Annotated in this window: 17 protein-coding genes; 4 read left to right on the top strand and 13 right to left on the bottom strand. The window is 66.6% G+C overall.

Features of this window, described 5'->3' with window-relative positions; all coding sequences use genetic code 11:
* Positions 1-21 precede the first annotated feature (21 nt).
* From bamA to rpsB, 9 genes are all read right to left on the bottom strand, one after another.
* Positions 22-2,361, bottom strand: coding sequence for an outer membrane protein assembly factor BamA (bamA, locus tag SB751_RS11260; RefSeq protein ID WP_377731455.1), 2,340 nt, complete (start codon positions 2,359-2,361; stop codon positions 22-24).
* A 144-nt stretch (positions 2,362-2,505) separates the two neighbouring features.
* Entirely contained in the window at positions 2,506-3,909 is a 1,404-nt protein-coding gene (rseP, locus tag SB751_RS11255) for an RIP metalloprotease RseP (protein ID WP_410748052.1), read from the bottom strand.
* A 54-nt stretch (positions 3,910-3,963) separates the two neighbouring features.
* A complete protein-coding gene (gene ispC / locus SB751_RS11250; RefSeq protein WP_144195066.1) occupies positions 3,964-5,142 on the bottom strand; it encodes a 1-deoxy-D-xylulose-5-phosphate reductoisomerase in 1,179 nt (392 codons plus the stop codon).
* 30 nt (positions 5,143-5,172) lie between these two features.
* The gene (locus SB751_RS11245) at positions 5,173-5,994 is read right to left on the bottom strand and encodes a phosphatidate cytidylyltransferase (RefSeq protein WP_144195064.1); all 822 of its coding nucleotides are present in this window, start codon (positions 5,992-5,994) and stop codon (positions 5,173-5,175) included.
* A 55-nt stretch (positions 5,995-6,049) separates the two neighbouring features.
* Positions 6,050-6,820: an isoprenyl transferase gene (locus SB751_RS11240; protein ID WP_144195062.1), complete on the bottom strand. Its 771-nt coding sequence runs from the start codon at positions 6,818-6,820 to the stop codon at positions 6,050-6,052.
* A gap of 48 nt (positions 6,821-6,868) precedes the next feature.
* Positions 6,869-7,429 carry a ribosome recycling factor gene (gene frr / locus SB751_RS11235; RefSeq protein WP_144195060.1) on the bottom strand — a complete coding sequence of 187 codons (561 nt, stop codon included), beginning with the start codon at positions 7,427-7,429 and terminating at the stop codon, positions 6,869-6,871.
* Between the two features lie 108 nt (positions 7,430-7,537).
* On the bottom strand, positions 7,538-8,248 hold the full coding sequence (pyrH, locus tag SB751_RS11230; RefSeq protein ID WP_092297616.1) for a UMP kinase: 711 nt from the start codon (positions 8,246-8,248) through the stop codon (positions 7,538-7,540).
* A gap of 336 nt (positions 8,249-8,584) precedes the next feature.
* Positions 8,585-9,463, bottom strand: coding sequence for a translation elongation factor Ts (gene tsf, locus SB751_RS11225; RefSeq protein ID WP_144195058.1), 879 nt, complete (start codon positions 9,461-9,463; stop codon positions 8,585-8,587).
* Positions 9,464-9,717: 254 nt separating this feature from the next.
* Positions 9,718-10,461, bottom strand: coding sequence for a 30S ribosomal protein S2 (gene rpsB / locus SB751_RS11220; protein WP_144195056.1), 744 nt, complete (start codon positions 10,459-10,461; stop codon positions 9,718-9,720).
* Positions 10,462-10,796: 335 nt separating this feature from the next.
* On the opposite strand from rpsB, the gene map reads away from it, so the two are divergent.
* The 3 genes from map (at position 10,797) to SB751_RS11205 (ending at position 16,230) form a co-directional block, all read left to right on the top strand.
* Positions 10,797-11,615, top strand: coding sequence for a type I methionyl aminopeptidase (map, locus tag SB751_RS11215; protein WP_144195054.1), 819 nt, complete (start codon positions 10,797-10,799; stop codon positions 11,613-11,615).
* A gap of 79 nt (positions 11,616-11,694) precedes the next feature.
* Positions 11,695-14,268, top strand: coding sequence for a [protein-PII] uridylyltransferase (locus SB751_RS11210; protein WP_144196206.1), 2,574 nt, complete (start codon positions 11,695-11,697; stop codon positions 14,266-14,268).
* Between the two features lie 30 nt (positions 14,269-14,298).
* The gene (locus SB751_RS11205; protein ID WP_410748051.1) at positions 14,299-16,230 is read left to right on the top strand and encodes a pseudouridine synthase; all 1,932 of its coding nucleotides are present in this window, start codon (positions 14,299-14,301) and stop codon (positions 16,228-16,230) included.
* Between the two features lie 49 nt (positions 16,231-16,279).
* On the opposite strand, the gene def is transcribed toward SB751_RS11205, so the two are convergent.
* From def to smc, 4 genes are read right to left on the bottom strand one after another with little or no spacing between them, the layout of a single operon-like run.
* Positions 16,280-16,813 (bottom strand): peptide deformylase, encoded by a 534-nt coding sequence (gene def, locus SB751_RS11200; protein WP_144195051.1) that lies wholly within the window; start codon positions 16,811-16,813, stop codon positions 16,280-16,282.
* On the bottom strand, positions 16,810-18,966 hold the full coding sequence (ligA, locus tag SB751_RS11195; RefSeq protein WP_410748050.1) for an NAD-dependent DNA ligase LigA: 2,157 nt from the start codon (positions 18,964-18,966) through the stop codon (positions 16,810-16,812). The genes def and ligA overlap by 4 nt, the downstream gene beginning before the upstream one ends.
* Positions 18,967-18,977: 11 nt before the next feature.
* On the bottom strand, positions 18,978-20,342 hold the full coding sequence (locus SB751_RS11190) for a cell division protein ZipA C-terminal FtsZ-binding domain-containing protein (RefSeq protein WP_211943078.1): 1,365 nt from the start codon (positions 20,340-20,342) through the stop codon (positions 18,978-18,980).
* A 1-nt stretch (position 20,343) separates the two neighbouring features.
* Positions 20,344-23,859, bottom strand: a complete 3,516-nt coding sequence (gene smc, locus SB751_RS11185; RefSeq protein ID WP_144195045.1) for a chromosome segregation protein SMC — start codon at positions 23,857-23,859, stop codon at positions 20,344-20,346.
* A 450-nt stretch (positions 23,860-24,309) separates the two neighbouring features.
* Between smc and SB751_RS11180 the strand changes: the two genes are divergently transcribed.
* On the top strand, positions 24,310-25,149 hold the full coding sequence (locus tag SB751_RS11180; RefSeq protein ID WP_144195042.1) for a ferritin-like domain-containing protein: 840 nt from the start codon (positions 24,310-24,312) through the stop codon (positions 25,147-25,149).
* The last annotated feature ends 14 nt before the right edge of the window (positions 25,150-25,163 follow it).

Below are 25,163 nucleotides of genomic sequence, written 5' to 3'. Positions count from 1 at the left end.
GAAACAAATCCTTTTTGGGGATCAGAACGCGGTACCGATCTGGAACTGGAATCGCTGTACGCGATCCGTATCGTCCTTCTTCAGCGGGAAGCCCATGCTGACCTTCAGCGGGCCGATCGGCGACAGCCACGACATGCCGAAGCCGGTCGAGTACTTGAGATCGCTGAACGTAATCGGTGCACCTTCCTGGTACACGTTACCAAAGTCGAAGAACGTGAACAGGCGCAGCGTGCGGTCCACGCCCGAGCCCGGCAGCGGGAACACGAATTCCACGTTACCGATCAGCTTGGACGCACCGCCCACTGGGTTGCCGTTCTGGTCCTTCGGACCAAGCGTGCTGGTCTGGTAGCCGCGCACCGAGCCGATACCACCGGCGTAGAAGTACTTGAACACTGGGAACGGCGTGTCGCCGTAGCCGTGGCCGTACGCCACTTCGCCGTTGAAGGCCAGCGTGAATGCCTTGGACAGCGGGTAGAAGTACTGCTGCTGGAAGCTGGCACGATAGTACTGCGTATCGCCGCCCGGCACGCCCACTTCGAGGTTGGCCTGCGTGTACGGACCCTTGGTCGGGATCAGCGCGCTGTCGCGACGGTCACGGGCCCAGCCGATCGTGAACGGGAAGTTGTTGATGGGGTCGCCACTGCTCTTGCCGATCTTGTTCAGCCACGCGGTGTACTGGCTCGGCGTGTTGACCGAGGTATGCACCTCGGTACGCTCGTAACCGATACCGAAGAACACCGTGTCGTTCTCGGAGAACGGCACGCCGAACTTGAAGCCGCCGCCGGCCGAGACGATCTTGTAGTCCTGGTCGCCGGTGTAGTACAGCGGGCGGGACGTACGGTAGTAGATGTCCGTGGAACGGCTGATACCGTCCACCGTGAAGTACGGGTCGTACTGCGTCAGCGAGATGGTCCGGAACGACTTGGCCGTGTTCACGTCTAGCCCCAGGCTGGTACCGGAGCCGAACACGTTGTCCTGGCGCAAGCCGGCCTGCAGCACGAGCTTGTCAGTCGACGAGAAACCCAGGCCCAGGCTGATCTGGCCGGTCGGCTTCTCGGTCACGTTCACGTTGACATCCACCTGGTCGGGCGCGCCGGCCACGTCCTCGGTGGTGATGTTCGTGTCCGTGAAGTAGCCGGTACGGTTGATACGGGCCTGCGACTGCGTGAGCTTCTCGCTGTCGAACCACGAGCTTTCCATCTGACGCATTTCACGGCGCACCACTTCGTCGCGGGTCTTGCTGTTACCCACCACATTCACGCGGCGCACATACACACGACGGCCTGGATCGACCATCAGCGTCAGTGCCACTTCGCGCGTTTCCTGATTGACCTGGGGCTGCGGATTGATCGTCGTGAATGCGTAGCCGTAGGTGCCCAGCAGGTCCGTGATGGACTTGGTGCTGGCCGTCAGCTTTTCGGACGAGAAGATGTCGCCCTTCTTCAGCTGCAGCAGCTTTTCCATCTCGGCCTGCTTGCCGAGCAGTTCGCCGGCCAGGCGGATGTCGGATACCTTGTACTGATCGCCTTCCTTGATGTTCAGCGTCAGGAAGATGTCCTTCTTGTCCGGCGTGATCGAGACCTGGGTGGACTCGATCTGGAACTCCAGATAGCCGCGGTTCAGATAATACGAGCGCAGTGCTTCCAGGTCGGCCGTGAGCTTCTGCTTCGAGTACAGGTCATTCTTGGTGTACCAGGAAAGCCAGTTCGGCGTGGAGAGCTGCATCTCGTCGCGCAGCGTGCCTTCCTTGAACGCCTTGTTGCCGACGATATTGATCTGGCGGATCTTGGCAACCGGGCCTTCTTCCACGTTGAACACCACGGACACGCGATTACGGTCCACCGGGGTCACCGTGGTCTGCACGTCGGCTGCGTAGTAGCCGCGCGCCACGTACTGGCGCTTCAGCTCCTGCTCGGCCTTGTCGATCAGTGCTTTGTCGTAGTAACGCGCTTCGGCCACACCCACTGCGCGCAGCGAGCGGCGCAGCGTGTCCTTGTCGAATTCCTTGATGCCGACGAACTCGAGCTGCGAGATGGCTGGGCGCTCCTCCACCTGGACCACGAGCACGCCTTCCTCGGCGCGGATCTGCACGTCCTTGAAGAAACCGGTATTGTAGAGTGCACGAATCGCATCGGCGCCCTTGTCATCGGTGAAGGTCTCCCCGACGCGAACAGGCAGATAGCCGAACACAGTGCCCGGCTCCACGCGCTGCAGGCCTTCCACGCGGATGTCCCTGACCACAAAGGGGTCGGCGGCCCAGCCCGCCGGGCTCCAGGCCGCGATAATGGCACTCGTCAGCACGCCCAGCGAGATGCGCTTATGTCTGATCAACGTGAATCCCCTATTCCTCTTCGATTTCATGCAGGGTATTGGCTCCGATGCCGTCCCGACGCCGTCCATGATGACGCCTGGCTTTGCTGACAAGGCCGCCCCCTCCCGACGGGTTCGACGACACCGCCGGAACGCGACCTTCTCCGGCCAACGGCCGCTTTCGGCTACGCGGATCTAGCCGCGCGCAAGAAACAGTCGGCTGACGTCATTGAACAAAGCGAGTGAGGTCAGGAGCAAGATGCACGCGATGCCGACCTTCTGCAGCATCGCCTGCCAGTGATCTGGTACGGGCCTGCCAGTCAAAAATTCCACGCAATAATACAGCAAATGCCCCCCATCCAGAACCGGAATGGGTAACAAATTGAGCACACCGAGGCTGACACTGACGAGCGCCAGGAAGCTGATAAACGGCTGCCAACCCATGTTCGCGGCACGGCCGGCGTAGTCCGCCACGGTGAGCGGGCCGCTCAGATTCTGCAATGACGCCTGCCCCACCAGCATCTTGCCGAGCAGTTTCAGGGACAGCGTGCTGGTACTCCAGACCTGGTCGGCGGCCCGCACCACGGCCTGCCACGGCGCGTAGCGGACAATCTCGGTCTGCACCGCCTGGTTCAGCGCGGCGCCCAGCTTGCCCGTAGGGGCCGCCGCCGCCCCGCTGGCGTCCTTGGCGCCATCCGCGGCAGGGGCCGCGTCCAGCTTGACCGGCACGTCCAGCCGCTGCCCGTTGCGCTCGATACCCAGCGTGACCTGCTCGCCCGGCCGCGCCCGTACGGCGCGGATCAGTTCGCTCGCCTGCGTCAGCGGCTGGCCCTGCCAGGCCACCACGCGGTCGCCGGCCTTCAGTCCGGCGCGCTGCGCCGCCGAGTCCGGCACGATTTCCGTAATCGTGACCGGCCCGCCCTTCAGGTACAGGCCGAGCGTGGCCAGCGGGTCCTGCTCGGGATTGCCGCCGGTATTGGGCAGGCGGGGCAGCCGGATGTCGCGCTCGGCCCCATCGGTGCCGCGCACACGCAGCACAGCGCTGGCGTCGCCAAAACCTTCGGCGAACACGGCCATGCGGAGGTCGTTCCAGGACTGGACCGGCTCGGTGCGGTCGTTGGCGGTCAGCGACAGCACGCGGTCGCCGTCCCGCACACCGGCCTGGGCGGCCACGGTGCCGGCCGCCGGGGTTGCCACCACGGGTACCGGCTCGCGCATGCCACCGGCGAACAGCACTATATATAGAAGGATGGCCAGTGCGAAGTTGGCCACCGGCCCGGCTGCCACGATCACGAAACGCTTGCCCACGGACTGCCGGTTGAACGCGCGCGGCAGGTCTTCCGGGGGGATGGGCGGATCGGTCTCGGGGTCGCGCTCGCGCTCGTCGAGCATCTTGACGTAGCCGCCCAGGGGGATCGCGGCGAGCGTCCACTCGGTGCGGTCAGGCCCCTTGCTGGTCCAGCGCGCCAACGACCGGCCAAAGCCGATCGAGAATCGCAATACCTTGACCCCGCACGCACGGGCGGCCAGGTAGTGCCCCATCTCGTGCACGAAAATCAGGATGCACAGGGCGACGACGAACGCAATTACGGTCTGCATGACAAATCACCCTCTCCAGAGCTGGCCGCGCCGAGGCGCGACGGCGCTACCCACTTAGCGGCTGGCCAGCCGCGTCAGCAATGCCTGCGCGGCACGGCGTGCGGCGGCATCGGCCTCCAGCACGCCCTCGAGCGTCGCGACCGAACCAGACTGCGGCTGTGCGAGCACGTCGGCCACCACGCGGGCAATATCGGTAAATCGGATCGCCCCATCGAGGAAAGCCTCCACGGCCACCTCGTTCGCGGCGTTCAGCGCGGCCGGGGCTACCCCGCCCGCGCGCAATGCATCAAAGGCTAGCCCGAGGCAGGGGAAGCGATCCAGGTCAGGAATCTCAAAATGCAGGCCGCCGGCGACGGTCAGGTCGAGAGGGCTCACCCCGGAGTCGATCCGCTCCGGGTACGCCATGCCATAGGCAATGGGCGTGCGCATGTCGGGGTTGCCAAGCTGGGCGAGCACCGAGCCGTCGGCGTACGCCACCATCGAATGGACGATGCTTTGCGGGTGGATCAGCACCTCGATCTTCTCCGCCGGGGCGCCGAACAGCCAATGGGCCTCGATCACCTCGAGCCCCTTGTTCATCATCGTGGCCGAATCCACCGAGATCTTGCGGCCCATCACCCATTTGGGGTGGGCGCAGGCCTGGTCCGGCGTGATGTCGTGCAGGGTGGACGGATCACGCGTCCGGAACGGGCCGCCCGATGCGGTCAGCAGCACCTTGGACACGCCCGCGCCGTAGCGCGGGTCGCTGGTCGGCAGGCACTGGAAGATCGCGTTGTGCTCACTGTCGATGGGCAGCAGCGTGGCGCCGTGCTCGCGCACCGCGTCCATGAAGATGGCGCCCGACATGACCAGCGATTCCTTGTTGGCCAGCAGCACGCGCTTGCCCGCCCGAGCGGCGGCGAGCGAAGAACGGAGCCCGGCCGCGCCGACGATGGCGGCCATCACGGCATCGGTGCCGTCGTCGGCGGCGATGGATTCCAGCGCGGCTTCGCCATAGCTGACTTCGGTCTTCACGCCGCCGCCGCGCAGCAGCGTCTCGAGCTGGCGTGCCGCGTCCGCGGAGCCCACCACGGCGTGCGCCGGGCGGAACTCCACGCAGGCCGCCGCCAGCTTATCCACTTGGCGGTGGGCGCTCAACGCATGCACGCTGTAGCGGTCCGGATGCCGACGCACTACGTCGAGTGTGCTTTCGCCGATGGAGCCCGTGGCGCCCAGGATGGTAATGCGTTGCATAGGAACCAGATAACCAAATTCAGATTGTGATCACATCCAGGCCAGCAGCAGCGCCGCCAGCGGGAATACCGGAATGAGCGCGTCGATGCGATCCAGCACGCCACCGTGCCCGGGCAGCAGCCGGCTGCTGTCCTTCTTGCCGATCTGACGCTTGAGCAGTGACTCGAACAGGTCACCGATAACGCTGGCCGCCACGAGCAGCGTGGAAAGGCCGATCATCAGCCCCACCCCGCCCTGGTCGGCGATGCGTGAAAACCAGGTCGGCGCGAAGACATGGGTGGTGCCGAGCACCACGGCCACGATCATCACCAGCAACCAGCCGCCAATCGCACCCTCCCAGGACTTGCCCGGGCTGATGGTGGGCGCCAGCTTGCGCTTGCCGATGGCCTTGCCGACGAAATACGCGCCGATATCGGCCGCCCAGACCAGCACCGCGGCCGACAGCAGCACCGCGATGCCTTCGGCCCGCAGCACCATCACGGCGTGACCGAACGCCGGCAGCATGATCAGCCCCAGGATGGCACCCAGCACCGTGAAGCCCGGCGTAGCCTTGCGCACCCCGCGTGCCAGCAGCACCAGCGCCACGCCCCAGGCCACCAGCGCGGCGGCCAGCAGGTAATGGATGGCGCGGCGTTCGGGCGCGTCATGGAAGTAAATCAGCACGAGCAGGCAGGCCACCGCGTAGACGTAGGGCCAGAAGCGGCGCAGTCCGATCAGCCGCCCGAACTCCCAGCCGGCCAGCAGCACGATCACGGCGATCAGCCCCGCCAGCCACATTACTGGCGCCAGGAACAGGATCGGCAGGATCAACAGCAACAGGCACAAGGCGGTGATGACGCGGGTGATGAGCATGCGCTGCGGTTTCCTTTGAAAGTGGGATCAGGACAGGCCGGTCGCGGCGATCCGCTCAGGCCGTACCAGACAGTCCGGGCGCCACCAGTTGGGCGCTGGTCCGGCCAAAGCGCCGCTCGCGCTGGCGGTACGAGGCGAAGGCCTTGTCCAGCTCGGCGGCGTCGAAATCGGGCCAGTAGGTATCGGTGAAGTACAGCTCGGAATACGCGAGCTGCCACAGCAGGAAATTGCTGATGCGCTGTTCGCCGCCGGTGCGGATGAACAGGTCGGGCTCGGGCGCATAGGACATCGCCAGATGCGGCGCCAGCACGGACTCGTCGATGGCATCCGGGTCGAGCATCGGCGAGCGCGCCAGCATCTTGCGCATGGCCTGGAGCAGGTCCCAGCGGCCGCCGTAGTTCGCGGCGATGGTCACCGTCAGGCCGGTATTGCCGGCGGTGCGGGCCTCCGCATCGCGGATCAGCTGCTGGATGCGCGGGCTGAAACGCCCGAGGTCGCCCACCACGCGCACGCGGATGTCATTGGCGTGCATTTTGACCACCTCGCGGCGCAAGGCGGTCATGAACAGGCGCATCAGGAACGAAACCTCGTCCGCCGGACGGCGCCAGTTCTCCGAACTGAACGCGAACAGCGTGAGGAACTGCACCCCGCGGGTGGCACAGGCCTCCACCACCGCGCGTACCGCGTCCAGGCCACGGCTGTGGCCTGCCACGCGGGGCAGATGACGCTGGGTCGCCCAACGGCCGTTGCCATCCATGATGATGGCAACGTGGCGGGGCACGTAGGTGGTATCGGGAACGCCGAGCGTCGAACTGATGTGCTGCATGGATTCGCGGACGGGGACGGAGCCGGCGGGGTTCCCGCCGGGCGGCCGTCAGACCGTCATGATCTCCTTCTCTTTTTCGGCCACGAGCTTGTCGATCTCGGCCACGAACTTGTCCGTCAGCTTCTGGACTTCATCCTGGCCGCGGCGCTCGTCGTCCTCGGAAATGGTCTTGTCCTTGACGAGCTTCTTGAACTGCTCCATGGCGTCGCGGCGCAGGTTGCGCACGGCCACCTTGGCACCCTCGGCCTCACCCTTGACGACCTTGGTCAGTTCCTTGCGGCGCTCTTCGGTCAGCGCGGGCATCGGCACGCGGATCGTTTCGCCCATGGTGGCCGGGTTCAGGCCCAGGTCAGCGTCGCGGATGGCTTTTTCCACCGCGCTCACCATCTTCTTTTCCCAGGGCTGCACGCTGATCGTGCGCGCATCGGCCAGGCCGACATTGGCCACCTGGCTGATCGGCACCATCGAGCCGTAGTAGTCCACCTGGACGTGATCGAGCAGACCGGTGTGGGCACGACCGGTACGAATTTTCGCCAGATCGGCCCTGAAGGCTTCGATCGACTTCTGCATCTTCTGCTCGGCGCTCTTCTTTGTGTCGGCGACGCTCATGTTTACCTCCGGAAATCAGCCAGACAGGATCCCGCCGGACGGGATCGAAAATGAATCATTCTACTCTCAGGCCGGGCCGAATCCGCATTGTGACGCGGCCCGCCGTCGTCATACGTGCACCAGCGTACCTTCGTCTTCGCCCAGGATCACGCGCTTCAGCGCACCCGGCTTGACGATGGAGAACACCTTGATCGGCAGCTTCTGGTCGCGGCACAGCGCGAAGGCCGTGGCGTCCATGACCTGCAGGTTGCGCGAGATGGCCTCGTCGAACGTGATGGTGGTGTAGCGCGTGGCGCTGGGGTCCTTCTTGGGGTCGGCCGTGTACACGCCGTCCACCTTGGTGGCCTTGAGCACGACTTCCGCGCCGATTTCCGCCCCGCGCAGCGCGGCGGCGGTGTCGGTGGTGAAGAACGGGTTGCCGGTGCCGGCCGCGAAGATCACGACCTTGCCCTCTTCCAGCTGGCGGATGGCGCGGGGGCGGATATAGGGCTCGACCACCTGGTCCATGCGCAGCGCTGATTGCACGCGGCCTTCGATATTCGCGTGGCGCATGGCGTCCTGCAGGGCCAGCGCGTTCATCATGGTGGCCAGCATGCCCATGTAGTCGGCCGTGGCACGGTCCATGCCGGCGGCACCGCCGGCCACGCCACGGAAGATGTTGCCGCCGCCGATCACCACGGCGACCTGGACGCCCAGCTTCACGATCTCGGCAATGTCATTGACCATGCCTTCGATGGTGGCGCGGTTGATGCCGAAGGCATCGTCGCCCATCAGGGCCTCACCGGAAAGTTTAAGTAGGACGCGCTTGTAGGCTGGCATGTTCACCCTCGGGCTGGTTCTTGATCGCTCGTTCGAACGGATGGATTGGCGCGCGCGGCCCGGGCTGTCGGGGCTTGTGACCCCGGCCTGGCTCAGGGCCGCACGGAAATACGGAATTGCGGGACAGCTCGAAGCCGGTTTTCGCCGTCATCTGCAGGCATCGTTACGCGAACTTCGCCCAACATGCAGGTGACTGCGGAAATCGACTGATACAGCCGCGGCGCCCGGCACGCTGCCTGGCGCGCTTGTGCAGAGGGGCACCTTGCGGCGCCCCTCGGCATTATACGGTGGCGGAATCGGCCCTTCGTGAAAAAGGCCCCTCCCCCACCCGGACGATCAGCCCTTCTGGGCGGCAGCCACCTGGGCGGCCACTTCAGCAGCAAAATCGTCCTGCTTCTTCTCGATGCCCTCGCCCACCACGAACAGGGTGAAACCCTTCACCGTGGTGTTGGCGGCCTTCAGCATCTGCTCGACGGTCTGCTTGTCGTTCTTCACGAACGGCTGGTTGAACAGCGAGACTTCCTTCAGGTACTTCTGGACCGAACCTTCGACCATCTTGGCGACGATCTCGGCCGGCTTGCCCGATTCGGCAGCCTTCTGCTCGGCGATGCTGCGCTCCTTGGCGATCAGCTCGGCGGGCACCTGGTCAGACGACAGCGACACCGGCTTCATGGCGGCCACGTGCATGGCCACGTCCTTGGCGGCGGTTTCGTCGCCGTCGAACTCGACCATCACGCCGATACGCGTGCCGTGCAGGTACGACACCAGCTTGCCGCCATTGGCGTAGCGGGCGAAGCGGCGGATCGTCATGTTCTCGCCGATCTTGCCGATCAGCGCGGCGCGGGTGGTTTCCACCGACACGCCGTCGATTTCCAGTGCCGACAGGGCAGCCACGTCAGCCGGGTTCTGCTTGGCGATCAGTTCGGCCACCTTGGCCGAGAAGGCCAGGAAGTCGTCGTTCTTCGACACGAAGTCGGTTTCGCAGTTCAGCTCGACCAGCACGCCGGTCGTGCCGTCGATGTACGAGGCCACCACGCCTTCGGCGGTCACGCGCGACGCCGCCTTGCTGGCCTTGTTGCCCAGCTTGACGCGCAGCAGCTCTTCAGCCTTGTCCAGGTCGCCATTGGCTTCCGTCAGGGCCTTCTTGCATTCCATCATCGGCGCGTCGGTCTTCGCGCGCAGTTCTGCAACCATGCTTGCGGTAATTGCCGCCATTTGTCACTCCTTGATTGGTTCGGGCCGATGTCCCACCTGCTTCCGGGACACCCGGCCGGTGTCTGATCAACTTGGGTCCGGCTCACCCGCGGCACATCGTATGCGCGGCGGATGACAACAAAGTCAGTTTCAGCTTGCGGCGCACTGCGATTCGCAGTTTGCAAAAAGGGGGCGCCAGAAGTGCCCCCTTTTCAATGTGCCGCAAGGCGGGCGCCGGTGGCCGGTGTACCCCGGCCTCAGGCGCCAGCGGGCAATCAGCCTTCCTGGACTTCGACGAATTCGTCGCCGCCACGTGCAGCTTCCACCACTTCCTGAACCGCATTGGCGCGGCCTTCCAGGATGGCGTCGGCCACGCCGCGCACGTACAGGGCCACAGCCTTGCTCGAGTCGTCGTTACCCGGAATCACGTAATCGATGCCTTCCGGCGAGTGGTTCGTGTCCACCACGCCGATCACGGGGATGCCCAGCTTGTTGGCTTCCGTCACGGCGATCTTGTGGTAGCCCACGTCCACCACGAAGATGGCGTCAGGCACGCCGCCCATGTCCTTGATGCCGCCGATGGACTTTTCCAGCTTGGCCATCTCGCGCTCGAACATCAGCGCTTCCTTCTTGCTCATGGTGTCCAGCGCGCCGGCTTCCTTGGCGGCTTCCATGTCCTTCAGGCGCTTGATCGAGATCTTGACGGTCTTGAAGTTCGTCAGCATGCCGCCGAGCCAGCGGGCGTCGACGTAGGGCATGCCAGCGCGGCCAGCTTCTTCAGCCAGGATTTCGCGCGATTGACGCTTGGTACCCACGAAAAGCACGCTGCCGCGGTTTGCTGCCAGTTGACGCACGTACTTCATCGCGTCCTGGAACATCGGCAGGGTCTTTTCGAGGTTGATAATGTGGATCTTGTTGCGATGACCGAAGATGAAGGGGGCCATCTTCGGGTTCCAGAAGCGGGTTTGGTGGCCAAAGTGGCAACCGGCTTCCAGCATTTCGCGCATGGTCACGGACATGAGAGGTGCTCCAATAGGGTTAGGTCTGAAGTCCGCCCCGACATTCCTGAAAAGGAACACCCCGGATGGGCGGACCAGCGATTTACCAATAAGATTTGCTTCCTTACCCGCCACTGGCATGAGCCAGCAGCAAGTCAGCCAGCGATTGTAGCAACAAAATGACGTCGGGCTCAAGCCCCCGGTTGTCCCCCCGCACGCCCGCCACCCCGCCAATTCTTGGCCGGCGCGCCGCCAAATCCCTGCTTTCGGGGCGCGATGGTGCGATAATCCCACTTTGCGAATCGATTACCGGCGTGGCCCGCGGCCCCGCCGTCACTTATTTCTGGCGAAGCAGCATGAGCATCCACCTGAATACCGCCGAAGACATCGCCCAAATGCGCGTGGCTTGCCGCCTTGCCTCCGAGGTCCTCGACTACATCACGCCCCATATCGTCCCCGGAGTGACCACGGGCGAACTCGACAAGCTTTGCCACGCCTACATGCGTGACGTGCAAGGCACCGTGCCGGCGCCGCTGAACTACGCGCCGCCGGGCTATCCGCCCTTCCCCGGCGCGATCTGCACGTCCGTCAACGACGTGATCTGCCACGGCATTCCGGGCGACCGCGTGCTCAAGAGCGGCGACGCGGTGAACCTCGACATCACCGTGATCACGAAGGAAGGCTATTACGGCGACACCAGCCGCATGTTCATCGTGGGCGAGGGCTCGATCCTGGCCAAGCGCCTGGCGCAGGTCACCTATGAATGCATGTGGAAGGGTATCCAGCAAGTGCGCAATGGCGCACGCCTGGGCGATATCGGCCATGCCATCCAGGTGCACGCCGAAGCCGCCGGCTACAGCGTGGTGCGCGAGTACTGCGGCCACGGCATTGGCAAGGTGTTCCACTCGGACCCGCAGGTGCTGCACTATGGCCGCCCCAACACGGGCACCGAGATCAAGACCGGCATGATCTTCACGGTGGAGCCGATGATCAACGCCGGCAAGCGCGACATCCGCACCATGCCCGACCAGTGGACCGTGAAGACGCGTGACCGCAGCCTGTCCGCCCAGTGGGAGCACACCGTGCTGGTGACGGACACCGGCTACGAGGTGCTGACGCTATCGGCCGGCTCGCCGGTGCCGCCGGCCTTCATTACCGAACCCGTCGCGGCCTGACGCCGCGTTGACCGCCAGGGCGCCGACCGCGGCGCCCTTTCTACTTCCAGCCGTGCCCGCGACCCACACCGCCTCCACCATGGACACCACGCCGGAACTCCTGCTTTGCCAGCGCATCCGCGACAAGCTGCGCGCCGACAAGCAAGCGCTCTTCGCCGAATTCGACGCGCACAACCAGGTCAATCCGCTGGTCACACGGCTGCGCCGCGCCGTGGATGCCGCGCTGATCGACGCCTGGACCGGCCTGGAGTTGCCCGCCAGCGCCGCACTGGTAGCGGTGGGCGGCTATGGCCGTGGCGAGCTGTTCCCGCACTCCGACGTGGATGTACTGCTCCTGCTGCCGGCCGAGCCGGACGCGGAGATGGCGGGCAAGCTGGAGCGCTTTATCGGCCTGTGCTGGGACCTGGGACTCGAGATCGGCTCGTCGGTGCGTACCGTCGACGACTGCCTGCGCGAGGCGGCGGCGGACATCACCATCCGCACTTCACTGCTCGAGGCGCGCCTGCTGATCGGCAACAAAGCGCTGTTCGCCGACATGCACCGGCGCTATCTGGCGGACCTCGACGCCGCCGACTTCTTCCAGGCCAAGCTGCTGGAGATGCGCCAGCGCCACGCCAAGTACCAGGACACGCCGTACGCGCTGGAGCCCAACTGCAAGGAAAGCCCGGGCGGCCTGCGCGACTTGCAGGTGATCCTGTGGATGACGCAGGCGGCGGGCCTTGGCGACAGCTGGAAGGAATTGTTCGAGCGCGGCCTGCTGACCGAGCGCGAGGCGCAGGAACTCACGCGCAACGAGCGCCTGCTGCGCACGATCCGCGCGCGGCTGCACCTGCTGGCCGGCCGCCGGCAGGACGTGCTGGTGTTCGACCTGCAAACCGCGCTGGCCGAGTCCTTCGGCTATCGGCAGACCACCCACAAGCGCGCCAGCGAACAGCTGATGCGCCGCTTCTACTGGGCCGCCAAGGCGGTGACGCAGCTCAACAGCGTGCTGCTGCTCAATATCGAGGCGATGCTGTTCCCAAGCGAATCCAAGGTCACACGCGTGATCAACGACCGCTTCGTGGAACGCCAGGGCATGCTGGAAATCACCAGCGACGACCTGTACGAGCGCGACCCGCACGCGATCCTGGAGACCTTCCTGCTCTACGAGCGCACGCCAGGCGTGAAAGGCATCTCCCCGCGTACGCTGCGCGGGCTCTATAACGCGCGCACGGTCATGGACGCGAGCTGGCGCAACGATCCCGAGAACCGCCGCCTGTTCCTGGCCATCATGCAGGAACCGCAGGGCATCACCCACGCGCTGCGCCTGATGAACCAGACCAGCGTGCTGGGCCGCTACCTGATCAATTTCCGGCGCATCGTCGGCCAGATGCAGCACGACCTGTTCCACGTCTACACCGTGGACCAGCACATCCTGATGGTGGTGCGCAATATCCGCCGCTTCGCCATCGTCGAGCACACGCACGAGTTCCCGTTCTGCAGCCAACTGATGGCCAGCTTCGACCGTCCATGGGTACTCTGGGTGGCCGCGCTGTTCCATGACATTGCCAAGGGCCGGGGCGGCGATCACTCCAAGCTCGGCACGGTCGATGCGCGCCGCTTCTGCAAGCAGCACGGCATTTCGCGCGAGGACACTGACCTGATCGCCTGGCTCGTGGAGCATCACCTGACCATGAGCCACGTGGCGCAGAAGCAGGACCTGACCGATCCGGACGTGGTCAAGGCCTTCGCCGGCGTGGTGGGCAACGAGCGCTACCTGACCGCGCTCTACCTGCTGACCGTGGCCGATATCCGCGGCACCAGCCCCAAGGTGTGGAATGCCTGGAAGGGCAAGCTGCTCGAAGACCTGTACCGCATCACGCTGCGCGTGCTCGGCGGCGCGCAGCTCGACCCGCACTCGCTCTGGGCCCAGCGCCGCGACGACACCATCGCCCAGCTGCGGCTCAAGGCGTTCGACCCCGAACTGGCCAAGCCGCTCTGGGACAAACTCGACGTCTCGTTCTTCCTGCGCCACGACGCGCGTGACATCGCCTGGCTCACGCGCCACCTGTTCAACAAGGTGGATAGCGACACGGCGGTGGTCAAGGCGCGCATCTCGCCGGCTGGCGAGGGCCTGCAGGTGGCCGTCTACGTCAAGGACCAGCCGGACCTCTTCGCGCGCATCTGCGGCTACTTCGAACGCAAGGCGTTCTCGATTCAGGACGCCAAGATCCACACCACGCGCCACGGCTACGCGCTGGACACCTTCCAGGTGACCGACCCCGGCCTGGCGGGCGACTACCGCGACATCCTCGCTTTGGTCGAACACGAACTGGCGGAACGGCTGCGGCTGGAGTGCCCGCTGCCCGATCCGGCACAGGGCCGGCTGTCGCGCCAGTCGCGCAGCTTCCCGATCAAGCCGCGCGTGGATTTGCGGGCTGACGAGCGCGGGCAGTTCTACCTGCTGTCCCTGTCCGCCAACGACCGAACCGGCCTGCTCTACGCGATTGCCCGCGTACTGGCCAAACATCGCGTGTCCGTGCATTCGGCGCGCATCAACACCCTGGGGGAGCGCGTCGAAGACGTGTTCCTGGTCGATGGCAGCCGCCTTGCCGCCGACAACCGATTGCAGATTCAGCTTGAACAGGATTTGCTCGACGCGCTAGCCATCTGATGGCAACGCGGGTCGGGCAAACGCAACGATATGACAGACAGCAAAACGCCCGGCCGCAAGACGCTGGGCATCAAGACCGCCACGTCCACCTCGGACGCGCCGCGCAAGCCCACGCGCCCGGTGCGCGTCTCCGATCTGAACCGCAAGCGCGTGCAGGACGTGGTGACGGGCATCAAGGAGGCGCGGGAACGCGCCGGCGAGCGCAACAAGCGCAAGGCCGCCCCGGCCGAGGGTGCCGCGCGGCCTGATCGGGCTGATCGTGGAGAGCGCCCGGCGCGCCCGGCCCGTCCGCGCCCCGAGGGCGATCGGCCGCCGCGCCGCTATGGCGACGACGAGCGCCGCCCGCCCCAGCGTGGTTTCAGCGGCGATGACCGCCGTCCGCCCCAGCGTGGCGCCGGCGGCGACGACCGTCCGCCCCGTCCACGCCGTTTCGGTGATGACGAAGCCCGCCCGCCGCGCCGGTATGGCGATGACGAGCGCCGCCCGCCGCAGCGTGGTTTCAGCGGCGACGATCGTCGTCCCCCGCAACGCGGCTTCAGCGGCGATGACCGCCGACCGCCCCAGCGCAGCTTCGGCAATGACGATCGCGGCGCGCCGCGTCCCCGCCGTTTCGGTGACGACGAAGCCCGCCCGCCACGCCGTTATGGCGACGACGAACGCCGTCCGCCGCAACGCGGTGGCTTCGGCGGCGACGACCGTCGTCCCCCGCAGCGCGGTTTCAACAGCGACGACCGTCGCCCGCCCCAGCGCGGCTTCGGCAATGACGATCGTGGCGCGCCGCGTCCCCGCCGTTTCGGTGACGACGAAGCCCGCCCGCCGCGCCGTTATGGCGATGATGAGCGCCGTCCGCCGCAACGCGGTGGCTTCGGTGGCGACGACCGTCGTCCCCCGCAACGCGGCCTCGGCGGCGATGACCGCCGTCCGCCCCAGCGCAGCTTCGGCAATGACGACCGCGGCGCCCCGCGTCCGCGCCGTTTCGGTGACGACGAAGCCCGCCCGCCACGCCGTTATGGCGATGACGAACGCCGTCCGTCGCAGCGTGGTGCCGGTGGCGATGACACGCGCCGCCCTGCCGCGCCGGCCCGCCGCTTCAGCGACACCGCCGACCGTGCGCGTCCGGTCCGTACCGAACGTCCGGCACCGCGCGCCGAGGCACGCGAGCCGGTCCGGCAGCAGGCGGAGGCCAATGACGACGGTCTCATCCGCCTGTCAAAGCGCATGTCCGAACTGGGCCTCTGCTCGCGCCGCGAGGCGGACGAGTGGATCCCGCGTGGCTGGGTGCTGGTAGACGGCAAGGCCGTGACCGAACTGGGTTCGCGCGTCCGCCCCGACGCCGAGATAGAGATCCTGCAGGCCGCCCGCTCCGAACAGGGCGAGCGGGTGACCGTGCTGATCAACAAGCCCGTCGGCTACGTCTCAGGCCAGGCCGAGGACGGCTACGAGCCTGCCGCCGTGCTGTTCGCGCCCGAGAACCAGTGGGCCGAGGACCCCACCCGCAAGCGCTTCCAGCCGTGGCAACGCAAGAACCTCGCGCCGGCTGGCCGTCTCGATATCGACTCCACCGGCCTGCTGGTGCTGACGCAGGACGGCCGTATAGCGCGGGCGCTGATCGGCGACGACTCGAATGTGGAGAAGGAATACCTGGTGCGCGTGGTCTGGGAATCGCCGGAAGGTCCGGTCGAGCGCAATATCAGCGCCGTGTTCCCGGCGGATGAGATCGAGCGGCTGCGTCACGGCCTGTCGCTCGATGGCGTGCCGCTCAAGCCGGCCAAGGTGAGCTGGCAGAACGAGGAGCAGCTGCGCTTTGTGCTGCGCGAAGGCCGCAAGCGCCAGATTCGCCGCATGTGCGAGCAGGTGGGACTGCGCGTGGTGGGCCTGAAGCGCGTGCGCATGGGCCGCGTGGTGCTGGGCGATCTGCCGCCGGGCCAGTGGCGCTTCCTGGGCGCGTTCGAGAAGTTCTGACGCCAGGTGGTGCCTCCCTCGCCGGCAAGCGGTGAGGGAGGCCGCCGCCTCAGTCGTCGTAGTTCGCCGGCAGGTCCGGGAACAGCACCTCGGTGAAGCCGAAGCGCGTGAAGTCCTTCACCCGCATCGGGTACAGCACGCCGATCAGGTGGTCGCACTCGTGCTGCACCACGCGGGCATGGAAGCCATCGGCCACCCGCTCGATCCGGTTCCCCATCGGGTCGAATCCCGAATACTTCAACCGGGCATGGCGCGGCACCACGCCACGCAGCCCCGGCACCGACAGGCACCCTTCCCAGCCCTCTTCCATCTCGTCGGAGAGCGGTTCCAGCACCGGATTGATCAGCACCGTCTTCGGCACCATCGGCGCGTCCGGGTAGCGCGGATTGCTGTCGAAGCCGAAGATCACCACCTGCAGGTCCACGCCGATCTGCGGCGCGGCCAGGCCGGCGCCGTTTGCGTGTTCCATGGTGTCGAACATATCGTCGATCAGCACGCGCAGCTCGGGCGTGTTGAACGCGGTCACGGGCCGCGCCACCTGCGTCAGGCGCGGATCTCCCATCTTCAGAATGTCACGGATCATTGCGCGTCCTCCGGTTGTGCGCCCGTGGCGTCCGCCAGCAACGCCAGCATGCCATCCTCGTCGATCACCGCCACGCCAAGCGCCTGCGCCTTCTCAAGCTTGCTGCCCGCCTCGGCACCGGCCACCACGTAGTCGGTCTTCTTCGACACCGAGCCAGCCACCTTGGCGCCGGCCGCTTCCAGTCGCTCCTTTGCGTCCTCACGCGAGAGCGTCGGCAGCGTGCCGGTCAGCACGAAGGTCTTGCCGGCCAGCGGCAGCGGCGCGCGGGCGGCGGGCTCGCTCTCCGGCCAGTGTACGCCGGCGGCGCGCAGCTGCTCGACCACCTCCACATTGTGCGGCTCGCCCAGGAAGTTGGCGATCGACTGCGCCACCACCGGCCCGACGTCGTTGACTTCCAGCAAAGCGGCCTCGTCGGCGGCCAGCAGGTTGTCCAGCTTGCCAAAGTGCTTGGCAATATCCTTGGCCGTCGCCTCGCCCACGTGGCGGATGCCCAGCGCGAAGATAAAGCGGTTCAGCGTGGTGCTGCGCGACTTGTCGATGGCCGCCACGAGGTTCGTGGCCGACTTGTCGGCCATCCGGTCCAGCGCGGCCAGCTTCGCCACGCCAAGCTTGAAGAGATCCGCCGGCGTGCGGACGATGCCCTGGTCGACCAGTTGCTCCACCACCTTGTCGCCCAGGCCCTCGATGTCCATTGCGCGGCGCTGGGCAAAGTGCAGCAGGGCCTGCTTGCGCTGCGCGGCGCAGATCAGGCCACCCGTACAGCGGGCGATGGCCTCGTCCTCCAGGCGCTCCACGTGCGAGCCGCACACCGGGCAGGTGGTCGGCATGACAAACGCGCGCGCGTCGGCCGGGCGCCGCTCCAGCACCACGGCCACCACCTCCGGAATCACGTCGCCGGCACGGCGCACGATCACCGTATCGCCGATATGCACATCCTTGCGGCGGATCTCGTCCTCGTTGTGGAGCGTGGCGTTGGTCACGGTCACGCCGCCCACGAACACCGGCGCGAGCCGCGCCACGGGCGTAATGGCGCCGGTGCGGCCCACCTGCACCTCGATGTCCTCGACGGTCGTGGTCATCTCCTGCGCCGGGAACTTGTGCGCCAGCGCAAAGCGCGGCGCGCGCGAGACGAAGCCAAGCTGCTGCTGCTCGGCAATGGCGTTGACCTTGTAGACCACGCCGTCGATGTCGTACGGCAACTGGTCGCGGCGCGCCCCAATATCGCGATAGAAGGCCAGCAGGCCCTGCGCACCCTGCACCACCTGGCGCTCGGCGCAGACCGGCAGGCCCAGCCCGGCAAAGCCGTCGAGCATCACGCTGTGGGTGGCGGGACGGTCCGCGCCCTGCAACTCGCCAATCCCGTAGGCGAAGAAGGACAGCGGCCGCTTGGCGGTGATGCGCGGGTCCAGCTGCCGCAGGCTGCCGGCGGCGGCGTTGCGCGGATTGACGAAGGTCTTCTCGCCGGCCTCGGCCTGGCGTTCATTGAGCTTGTCGAACTCGGCGCGGTACATGAAGACCTCGCCGCGCACTTCCAGCACGGCCGGCGCCTTGCCGCGCAGCTTCAGCGGAATCGCCTTGATGGTCCGCACGTTGGCGGTCACGTCCTCGCCGGTCTCGCCGTCGCCGCGCGTGGCGGCCTGCACGAGCCTGCCGTCCTCGTAGCGCAGCGACATCGCCAGGCCGTCGAACTTCAGTTCGCAGGCGTATTCCACGGCCTGATCGGTCGCCTCGGCGGCGCTGAACAGGTCGTGGCCGTCAGCTGGCGCGGGCGCGGCGGTCCGGCCCAGCCCCTGGGCGCAGCGGCGGTCGAAATTGACGACATCTTCGTCGGCGAAGCCATTGTTCAGCGACAGCATCGGCACGCGATGCCGCACGGAATCGAACGCGGACAACGGCGCGCCGCCCACGCGCTGGGTGGGCGAATCGTCGGTCAGCAGGTCGGGATGCTCGGTCTCCAGCGCCTGGAGTTCGCTGAACAGCGCGTCGTACTCGGCGTCCGGAATCGACGGATCATCGAGCACGTAGTACTGGTAGGCGTGGCGTTCGAGTTCATCGCGCAGCCATTGCACGCGCGCGGTAGCGGCGGCATCGGCCGGCAACGCACCGGCGGGCGCGGAGGCCGGAGCCTGCGCGCCTTGAGTCTTGGCGGTCATGGCAGGCTTCCTTACAGGCTGAACAGGCGCTGGGCCGCCGATGAGCCGGCGGGCATGCCGCGCGCCTCGAGCTTCTCGTACAGCTTTTCGAGTTGGGCGAAGATCGCCACGAACGATGCCTCGGTCAGCGGCCGCATGTTGTCGTCCACAAGCTGGGCGCCCATGCGCTGGGCCAGGCTGTAGCCGTACTCGCACACGGTCTTGAACGGCTTGACCGCCTGCGCGGCCTGCGGCACGTCCAGCAGCAGCGTGATCTGGCGTCCGGCGTTGACGGTCAGGTCGTCGCGCAGGAAGTTCGTGTCGCCGAACTGGAGCGTGAACAGCGGCTTCTGCACGCCATCGGCGCCCGGTTCATAGCGGATGAAGCGCGTGCCGTCGCGGGACAGCACCAGCCCGTCCTGCGTGGCCACGGTCTGCACATAGGCCGCCGACCAGGGCGCGCCATCGGAAATCACGTTCACGCCCAGTTGCACATCGGCGCCGGCGGCAAAGCCGTCCAGTTCCCGGGCGTTGGCGACGGTCTCGGTCATGTCAGGGAGGTCCGCCGACGCATCGAGCGCCTCGGCCAGCGCCTCCACGGCGTTGACGAACTCGGAGAACTCCAGCGCGTTCAGCGGGCCGCTGCGGTTGGCCAGTTGCACGGCGACCTGGATGTCCTCGTACTGGTGGCCGGCGGTTACCGGCTCCCAGGCGTTGGCTTCGGCACGCAGACCCTCGATATGGACCTGCTTGGTGCCGGCGCGGCGCAGCCGGCCCGTCAGCGGCAGGATGCGGTCGCCAGACGCCTTGCGTTCGAGGTGCATCGGCACAATGCAGTCGATCAGCGGGTCGATCACGGCCTGCGCCGGCTGGCCGTCCATCGCAGCGGGGGCGGCCGCCGGGGTGGCGGGCTTCGGGGCCCGCGCCGCCATGGTGGTGGTCTGGGCCTGAGCGCCGTCCTCGTCGGCTTGCTCGTCCCGGCTGGCAGCCGGCACCATGGCCGGCGATGCCGCCACGGCCACTTCGTCGGCGACGATCTCGTCGGCATCCGCCGAACCGGCGGCTGCATGTGCGGCGGCCGTGGCCACCTCGGCCACCTCGGCGTCGTGGTTCGATTCCTGGCGGGCGGCCGGCTTCACCTCGGGCCTGGCCACTTTGCCGGCCTCGCCCAGCGTGGGCTCGCGCCGCGTAATGTGCTCGGGCGGCAGTTCCTGCAGCTTGGCAGCCGTCTCGGGATGCACGGTCTTGCCCACCACCGGCTCGCGCATGGGCGGCAGGTCGTCTTCGGGCATCAGCGGCCGCACGCGGCGCGCCTTGTGGATCTGCCAGCGGTTGTACGCCACCAGCAACAGCAACAGGATGACACCCGCGATGATCAGAGCGTTTTGCAGTTCCATCTCAAGCGGCCTCCGCCATAGACACTGCTGCATCCATATCCACCGCCACGATCCGCGACACGCCTTGCTCCTGCATGGTCACGCCGATCAGCTGATGGGCCATCTCCATCGCAATCTTGTTGTGAGAAATAAACACGAACTGGGTCTTGTCGGACATGCGCGCCACCATGTTGGCGTAGCGCTCGGTATTGGCATCGTCAAGCGGCGCGTCCACCTCGTCCAGCAGGCAGAACGGCGCCGGGTTCAGCTGGAACATCGCGAACACCAGCGCAATCGCGGTCAGCGCCTTCTCGCCGCCGGAAAGCAGGTGAATCGTCGAGTTCTTCTTGCCCGGTGGCTGGGCCATCACCTGCACGCCGGCATCGAGGATTTCCTCGCCGGTCATGATCAGGCGCGCCTGGCCGCCACCGAACAGCTGCGGGAACAGCTCGCCGAAATGATGGTTGACCTGGTCGAAGGTGCCTTGCAGCAGCGCGCGCGTTTCCTGGTCGATCTTGGCAATGGCGTCCTCGAGCGTGTTGATGGCGTCGTTCAGGTCGGCCGACTGGGCGTCGAGGAAGGTCTTGCGCTCGCGCGCGGCGGACAGTTCATCGAGCGCGGCCATGTTGACCGGGCCCAGCGCGTTGATCGCGTTGTTGATGCGCGTGACTTCGCCTTGCAGGTAGGACGGCTTCAGGTCGCCGGTCAGCTTCTCGGCCAGCGCCACCTCGTCGACCTGTGCGGTCGTCAGCTGCTCGGTGAACTGCTCCTGGTTCAGGCGCGCGGCCTGCTCCTTGAGCTGCAACTCGGTGATGCGGTCGCGCAGCGGCTGCAGGCTGCGCTCGGCGGCCAGGCGCTGTTCGTCGAACTGGCGCAGCTGTGCCGACAGCGCATCCAGCTCGATGCGCGCCGCCGACAGCTTCTCTTCCTTCTCGGCGCGCACTTCCAGCGCCTCTTGCAGGCCGGTGTGGGCGGTCTGCTCGTTGATGGTTTCGAGTTCGACGCGTGCGTTTTCCAGCGATTCGGCGATGCGCTCGGACTGGTCCGCCGCCATCTGGATGTTGCGGCGCAGTTCGTCGATGCGGCCGGACAGGTTGCGCTCGGCGAACACCGCCTCCTGCGCGGCCCGTTCGAAATCGCGCAACTGCTGGCGCGCGCCGGTCAGCTTGCCGTCCAGCGCCTCGAAGGCCATCTGGTGGTCTTCGTGGGCCGCCTGCATCTCGGCCAGCTGGGTGTCGTGCTGCTCGAAGGTCGCCTCGGACTCGGCACGCACGGCGCGCTGTTCCTCGATCTGGGCCTCGATCTCCGCCAGTTCCTCGCGGATCTGGCCGCTCCGGGCGGAGAAACGCTCCATCGCCTGCGACAGCTTGAGCACGTCCATCTGCAACGTGTGCACGCGCCGCGTGGCCTGCTCAGCGCGGGTGCGGGCCTCGGCCAGCGCCTGGCTGGCCTGGGTGTAGGCCGACTCCGCGCGCACGGCCTGGGTCTTGGCCTCGTCGGACAGCAGCATCTGCGCGCGCGCCTGCTTCTGCAGGTTTTCGATTTCCTGTTCGCGGGCCAGCATGCCGGCCTGCTCGGAATCGGCGGCGTAGATCTGGATCGCGTTGCGGCCCACCAGGTGGCCTTCGGCAACGACGAACTGCGCGCCTTCCGGCAGCGTGCCGCGCCCGGCCAGTGCCTGCGCCATGTCGGTGGCGGTGTAGATGTCGGCCAGCCAGTCCTGCATGACGGCGCGGATGCCCGGCTCGGTGATCTGCACCAGCGACATCAGCGGGCGCAGCCCGGCGGGCGCCTCCACGGGCCGCGCAGCGGACGGCGGCGAGTAGAACGCGAGCTTGGCGGGCGGCGCATCGGACAGGAAGGCCTTGACCCAGTCCAGATTGGACACTTCCAGTGCGGCCAACTTCTCGCGCAGCACGGATTCGAGCGCGTTTTCCCAGCCCGGCTCGATATGCACCTTCTTCCACAGGCGCGGCAGCTCGGCCAGGCCATGGCGCTCCAGCCACGGCTGGACCTTGCCCTCGGTCTGCACGTTTTCCTGCAACTGGCGCAGCGCGGACAGGCGGGCTTCCAGCGCGGCGATGGCGGCGGCTTCGCTCTGCACGCGCTCCTGCGCGCTGCGGCGCTCGGCGTCCAGGCGCGGCACGCGGTCCTCGCTGTCCATCAGCACGGCCTGGGCTTCCTCGAGCATCGCTTCCTGCTCGGCCAGCTCGCCGCGTTGTTCTTCCAGCCGGGTCTCGTCGGGGCGGTCGAGCCCCTTGTCTTCCAGCGACAGGCGTTCCTTGCGCTGCTCCAGCTGCTGGAGCATCTGGTCGGCGCTGCGCTGCTGGGCGGCCTCGAGCTTCAGCGTCTGCTCGGCCTGCATGATGCCGGCGCGCTGCTCGTTCAGCAGTTGCTGGGCGTCGCGCCACTGGCCTTCCAGCGTCGGCAGTTCGTCGGACTTCTGCGCCACGGCGTCCTGCGCCTCGATGGTGCGGGCCTCGGACAGGGCCAGGTTTTCCTCGGCCTGGGCCAGTTCCTCGGTGGCCTGCTCGGCCTTGCCCTGCCATTGCTCGCGCTGGGTGGTCAGGGCGGCAATCTGCGCCTGCACGCGGTTGCGCGACTCCACCACATAGCGGATCTCGGCCTCGAGCTTGCTGACCTCGGAGTTGGCCTCGTACAGCGCGCCCTGGGCGGCGTGCATGCCGTCCGACGCGGCGTAGTGCGCCGCGCGCATCGTCTCCAGCTCGGCTTCCACATGGCGTAGCTGGGCGGTCTGGGCTTCCAGGTCGATCTGGGCCTGCTCGATGGCGCGCGCATGGCGCTCCTGCTCGGCCTGGGCCTCGCGCTTGCGCAGCAGCCACAGCAGTTGCTGCTTTTCCTCGCCGTCGGCCTGCAGGGTCTTGAAGCGCTGGGCTACCTCGGCCTGGCCTTCGAGCTTGTCGAGGTTGGCGCCGAGTTCGCGCAGGATGTCTTCCACGCGGGTCAGGTTCTCGCGCGTGTCGCCCAGGCGGTTTTCGGTCTCGCGGCGGCGTTCCTTGTACTTGGAGACGCCGGCGGCCTCTTCCAGGAAAATCCGCATGTCATCGGGCTTGGCCTCGATGATGCGCGAGATCATGCCCTGCCCGATGATGGCGTAGGCGCGCGGCCCCAGGCCGGTGCCCAGGAAGATGTCCTGGATGTCGCGCCGGCGCACCGGCTGGTTGTTGATGTAGTACGAGGAGGTGCCGTCGCGGGTCAGCACGCGCTTGACGGCCACTTCGGCGTACTGGCTCCACTGGCCGGCGGCGCGGCCTTCGGCGTTGTCGAAGACCAGTTCCACGCTGGCGCGCCCGGCCTGCTTGCGCGCGGTGGAACCGTTGAAGATCACGTCCTGCATGGATTCGCCACGCAGTTCGGACGCGCGTGACTCACCCAGCACCCAACGCACGGCGTCGATGATGTTGGATTTGCCGCAGCCGTTGGGACCGACGATGCCGACCAGTTGGCCGGGCACTTGAAAATTGGTGGGATCGACGAAGGACTTGAAGCCCGCCAGCTTGATCGAGGACAGTCGCACGGTTGTCGTGTGGTTTGGGCGTTACGAATGTTGGAAAAGCCGGGCTGTCCCGGAGGCGCTCGACGTGACGTGACGTCAACGTCTCATGCGACCCATTGGGGCCCGATAGATTGGCGGTAATCATACCATCGCGGACCGTTCGTCCGGCCGCTTTATCGCCCGATGGGCACCGTTTCCGACGCCTCATTCCCGACCCAGAAAATCCTTGCTTTTCCGCGAGTTGCGTCTATTCATGCAAGCGGTTTCGAGGTGCACGCTGCGTGCCCGCAACACCGTGATGCGACGCCCGCGCGACAAATCCAGCGGAAACTTCCTAGGGTTAGTGCTAGTCTCTTGGAATGCCGGCGTGACCCCGGAGCCCCTCCGGAAAGAAGCGCCCTCCCCGCCGCTCGACCGTCATCCGGCCGTCACACGCCGCCTGCAGGTCGCGATTTGCCTGGAGATCCGTGCATGACCGCAACCCCAGCGACCCCGGAACGGGACGACCTGCCCTGGTCCGTGTCCGACATCGACTACGCGTCCATCGACGCGGAGAAGGTGCGCAACAACCGCACGCTGTTCTATCTGCTCGCCGCGGCATCCTTTATCGAAAGCGGCTCCGACACCTACGCGGGCAACCTCGCCATCTACTACGCCCATGTGCCGGAGGCCGCCACGTGGCTCGCCCGGCACTGGGAATCCGAGGAATTGCAGCACGGTTTCGCGCTGCGCCGCTACGTGGAGCACGTCTGGCCGGAATTCGACTGGCCGCGCGGCTACCAGCGCTTCTTCGACGAATACAGCCAGACCTGCTCGATCGACAATTTCGAGCGATCGCACGCGCTGGAGATGGCCGCGCGCTGCGTGGTGGAAACCGGCACGGCCACCTACTACCGTGCCCTGGAGCAGGCCAGCGACGAGCCGGTGCTGCGCGACCTGACCCGCCGCATCGCCAACGACGAGGTGCGCCACTACAAGCATTTCTTCCGTTATTTCAATGCCTTGAACGGCCAGGAGCGGATCGGGCGCGCCCGGGTGCTGGGCGCGCTGGCGCGGCGTTTGCTCGAAATCAAGAACGAGGATGCCGAGATCGCGCTGCGCAACGTGCTGCGGGTGGAGCGCAACCAGGAAGACGTGCCGGAGCAGGACGTGCGCGCGCTGAACTCCCAGTGCAGCGCCGTGGTGCGCAGGAACCTGCCGCTCGAGATGACCGTCAAGATGCTGTTGCGTCCGCTGCACCTGCACGCCGGGCTGGAGCGATTCATCCGCCGCCCGCTGGTGGCCGCGGTCTCGCGGGTGATGCTTTATTAAGCGAAGCCGGCACG

This window comes from Cupriavidus sp. SIMBA_020 (genome assembly GCF_046535395.1).
Classification (GTDB): Bacteria; Pseudomonadota; Gammaproteobacteria; order Burkholderiales; family Burkholderiaceae; genus Cupriavidus; species Cupriavidus campinensis.
This window is presented reverse-complemented; position numbering and strand designations above follow the sequence as displayed.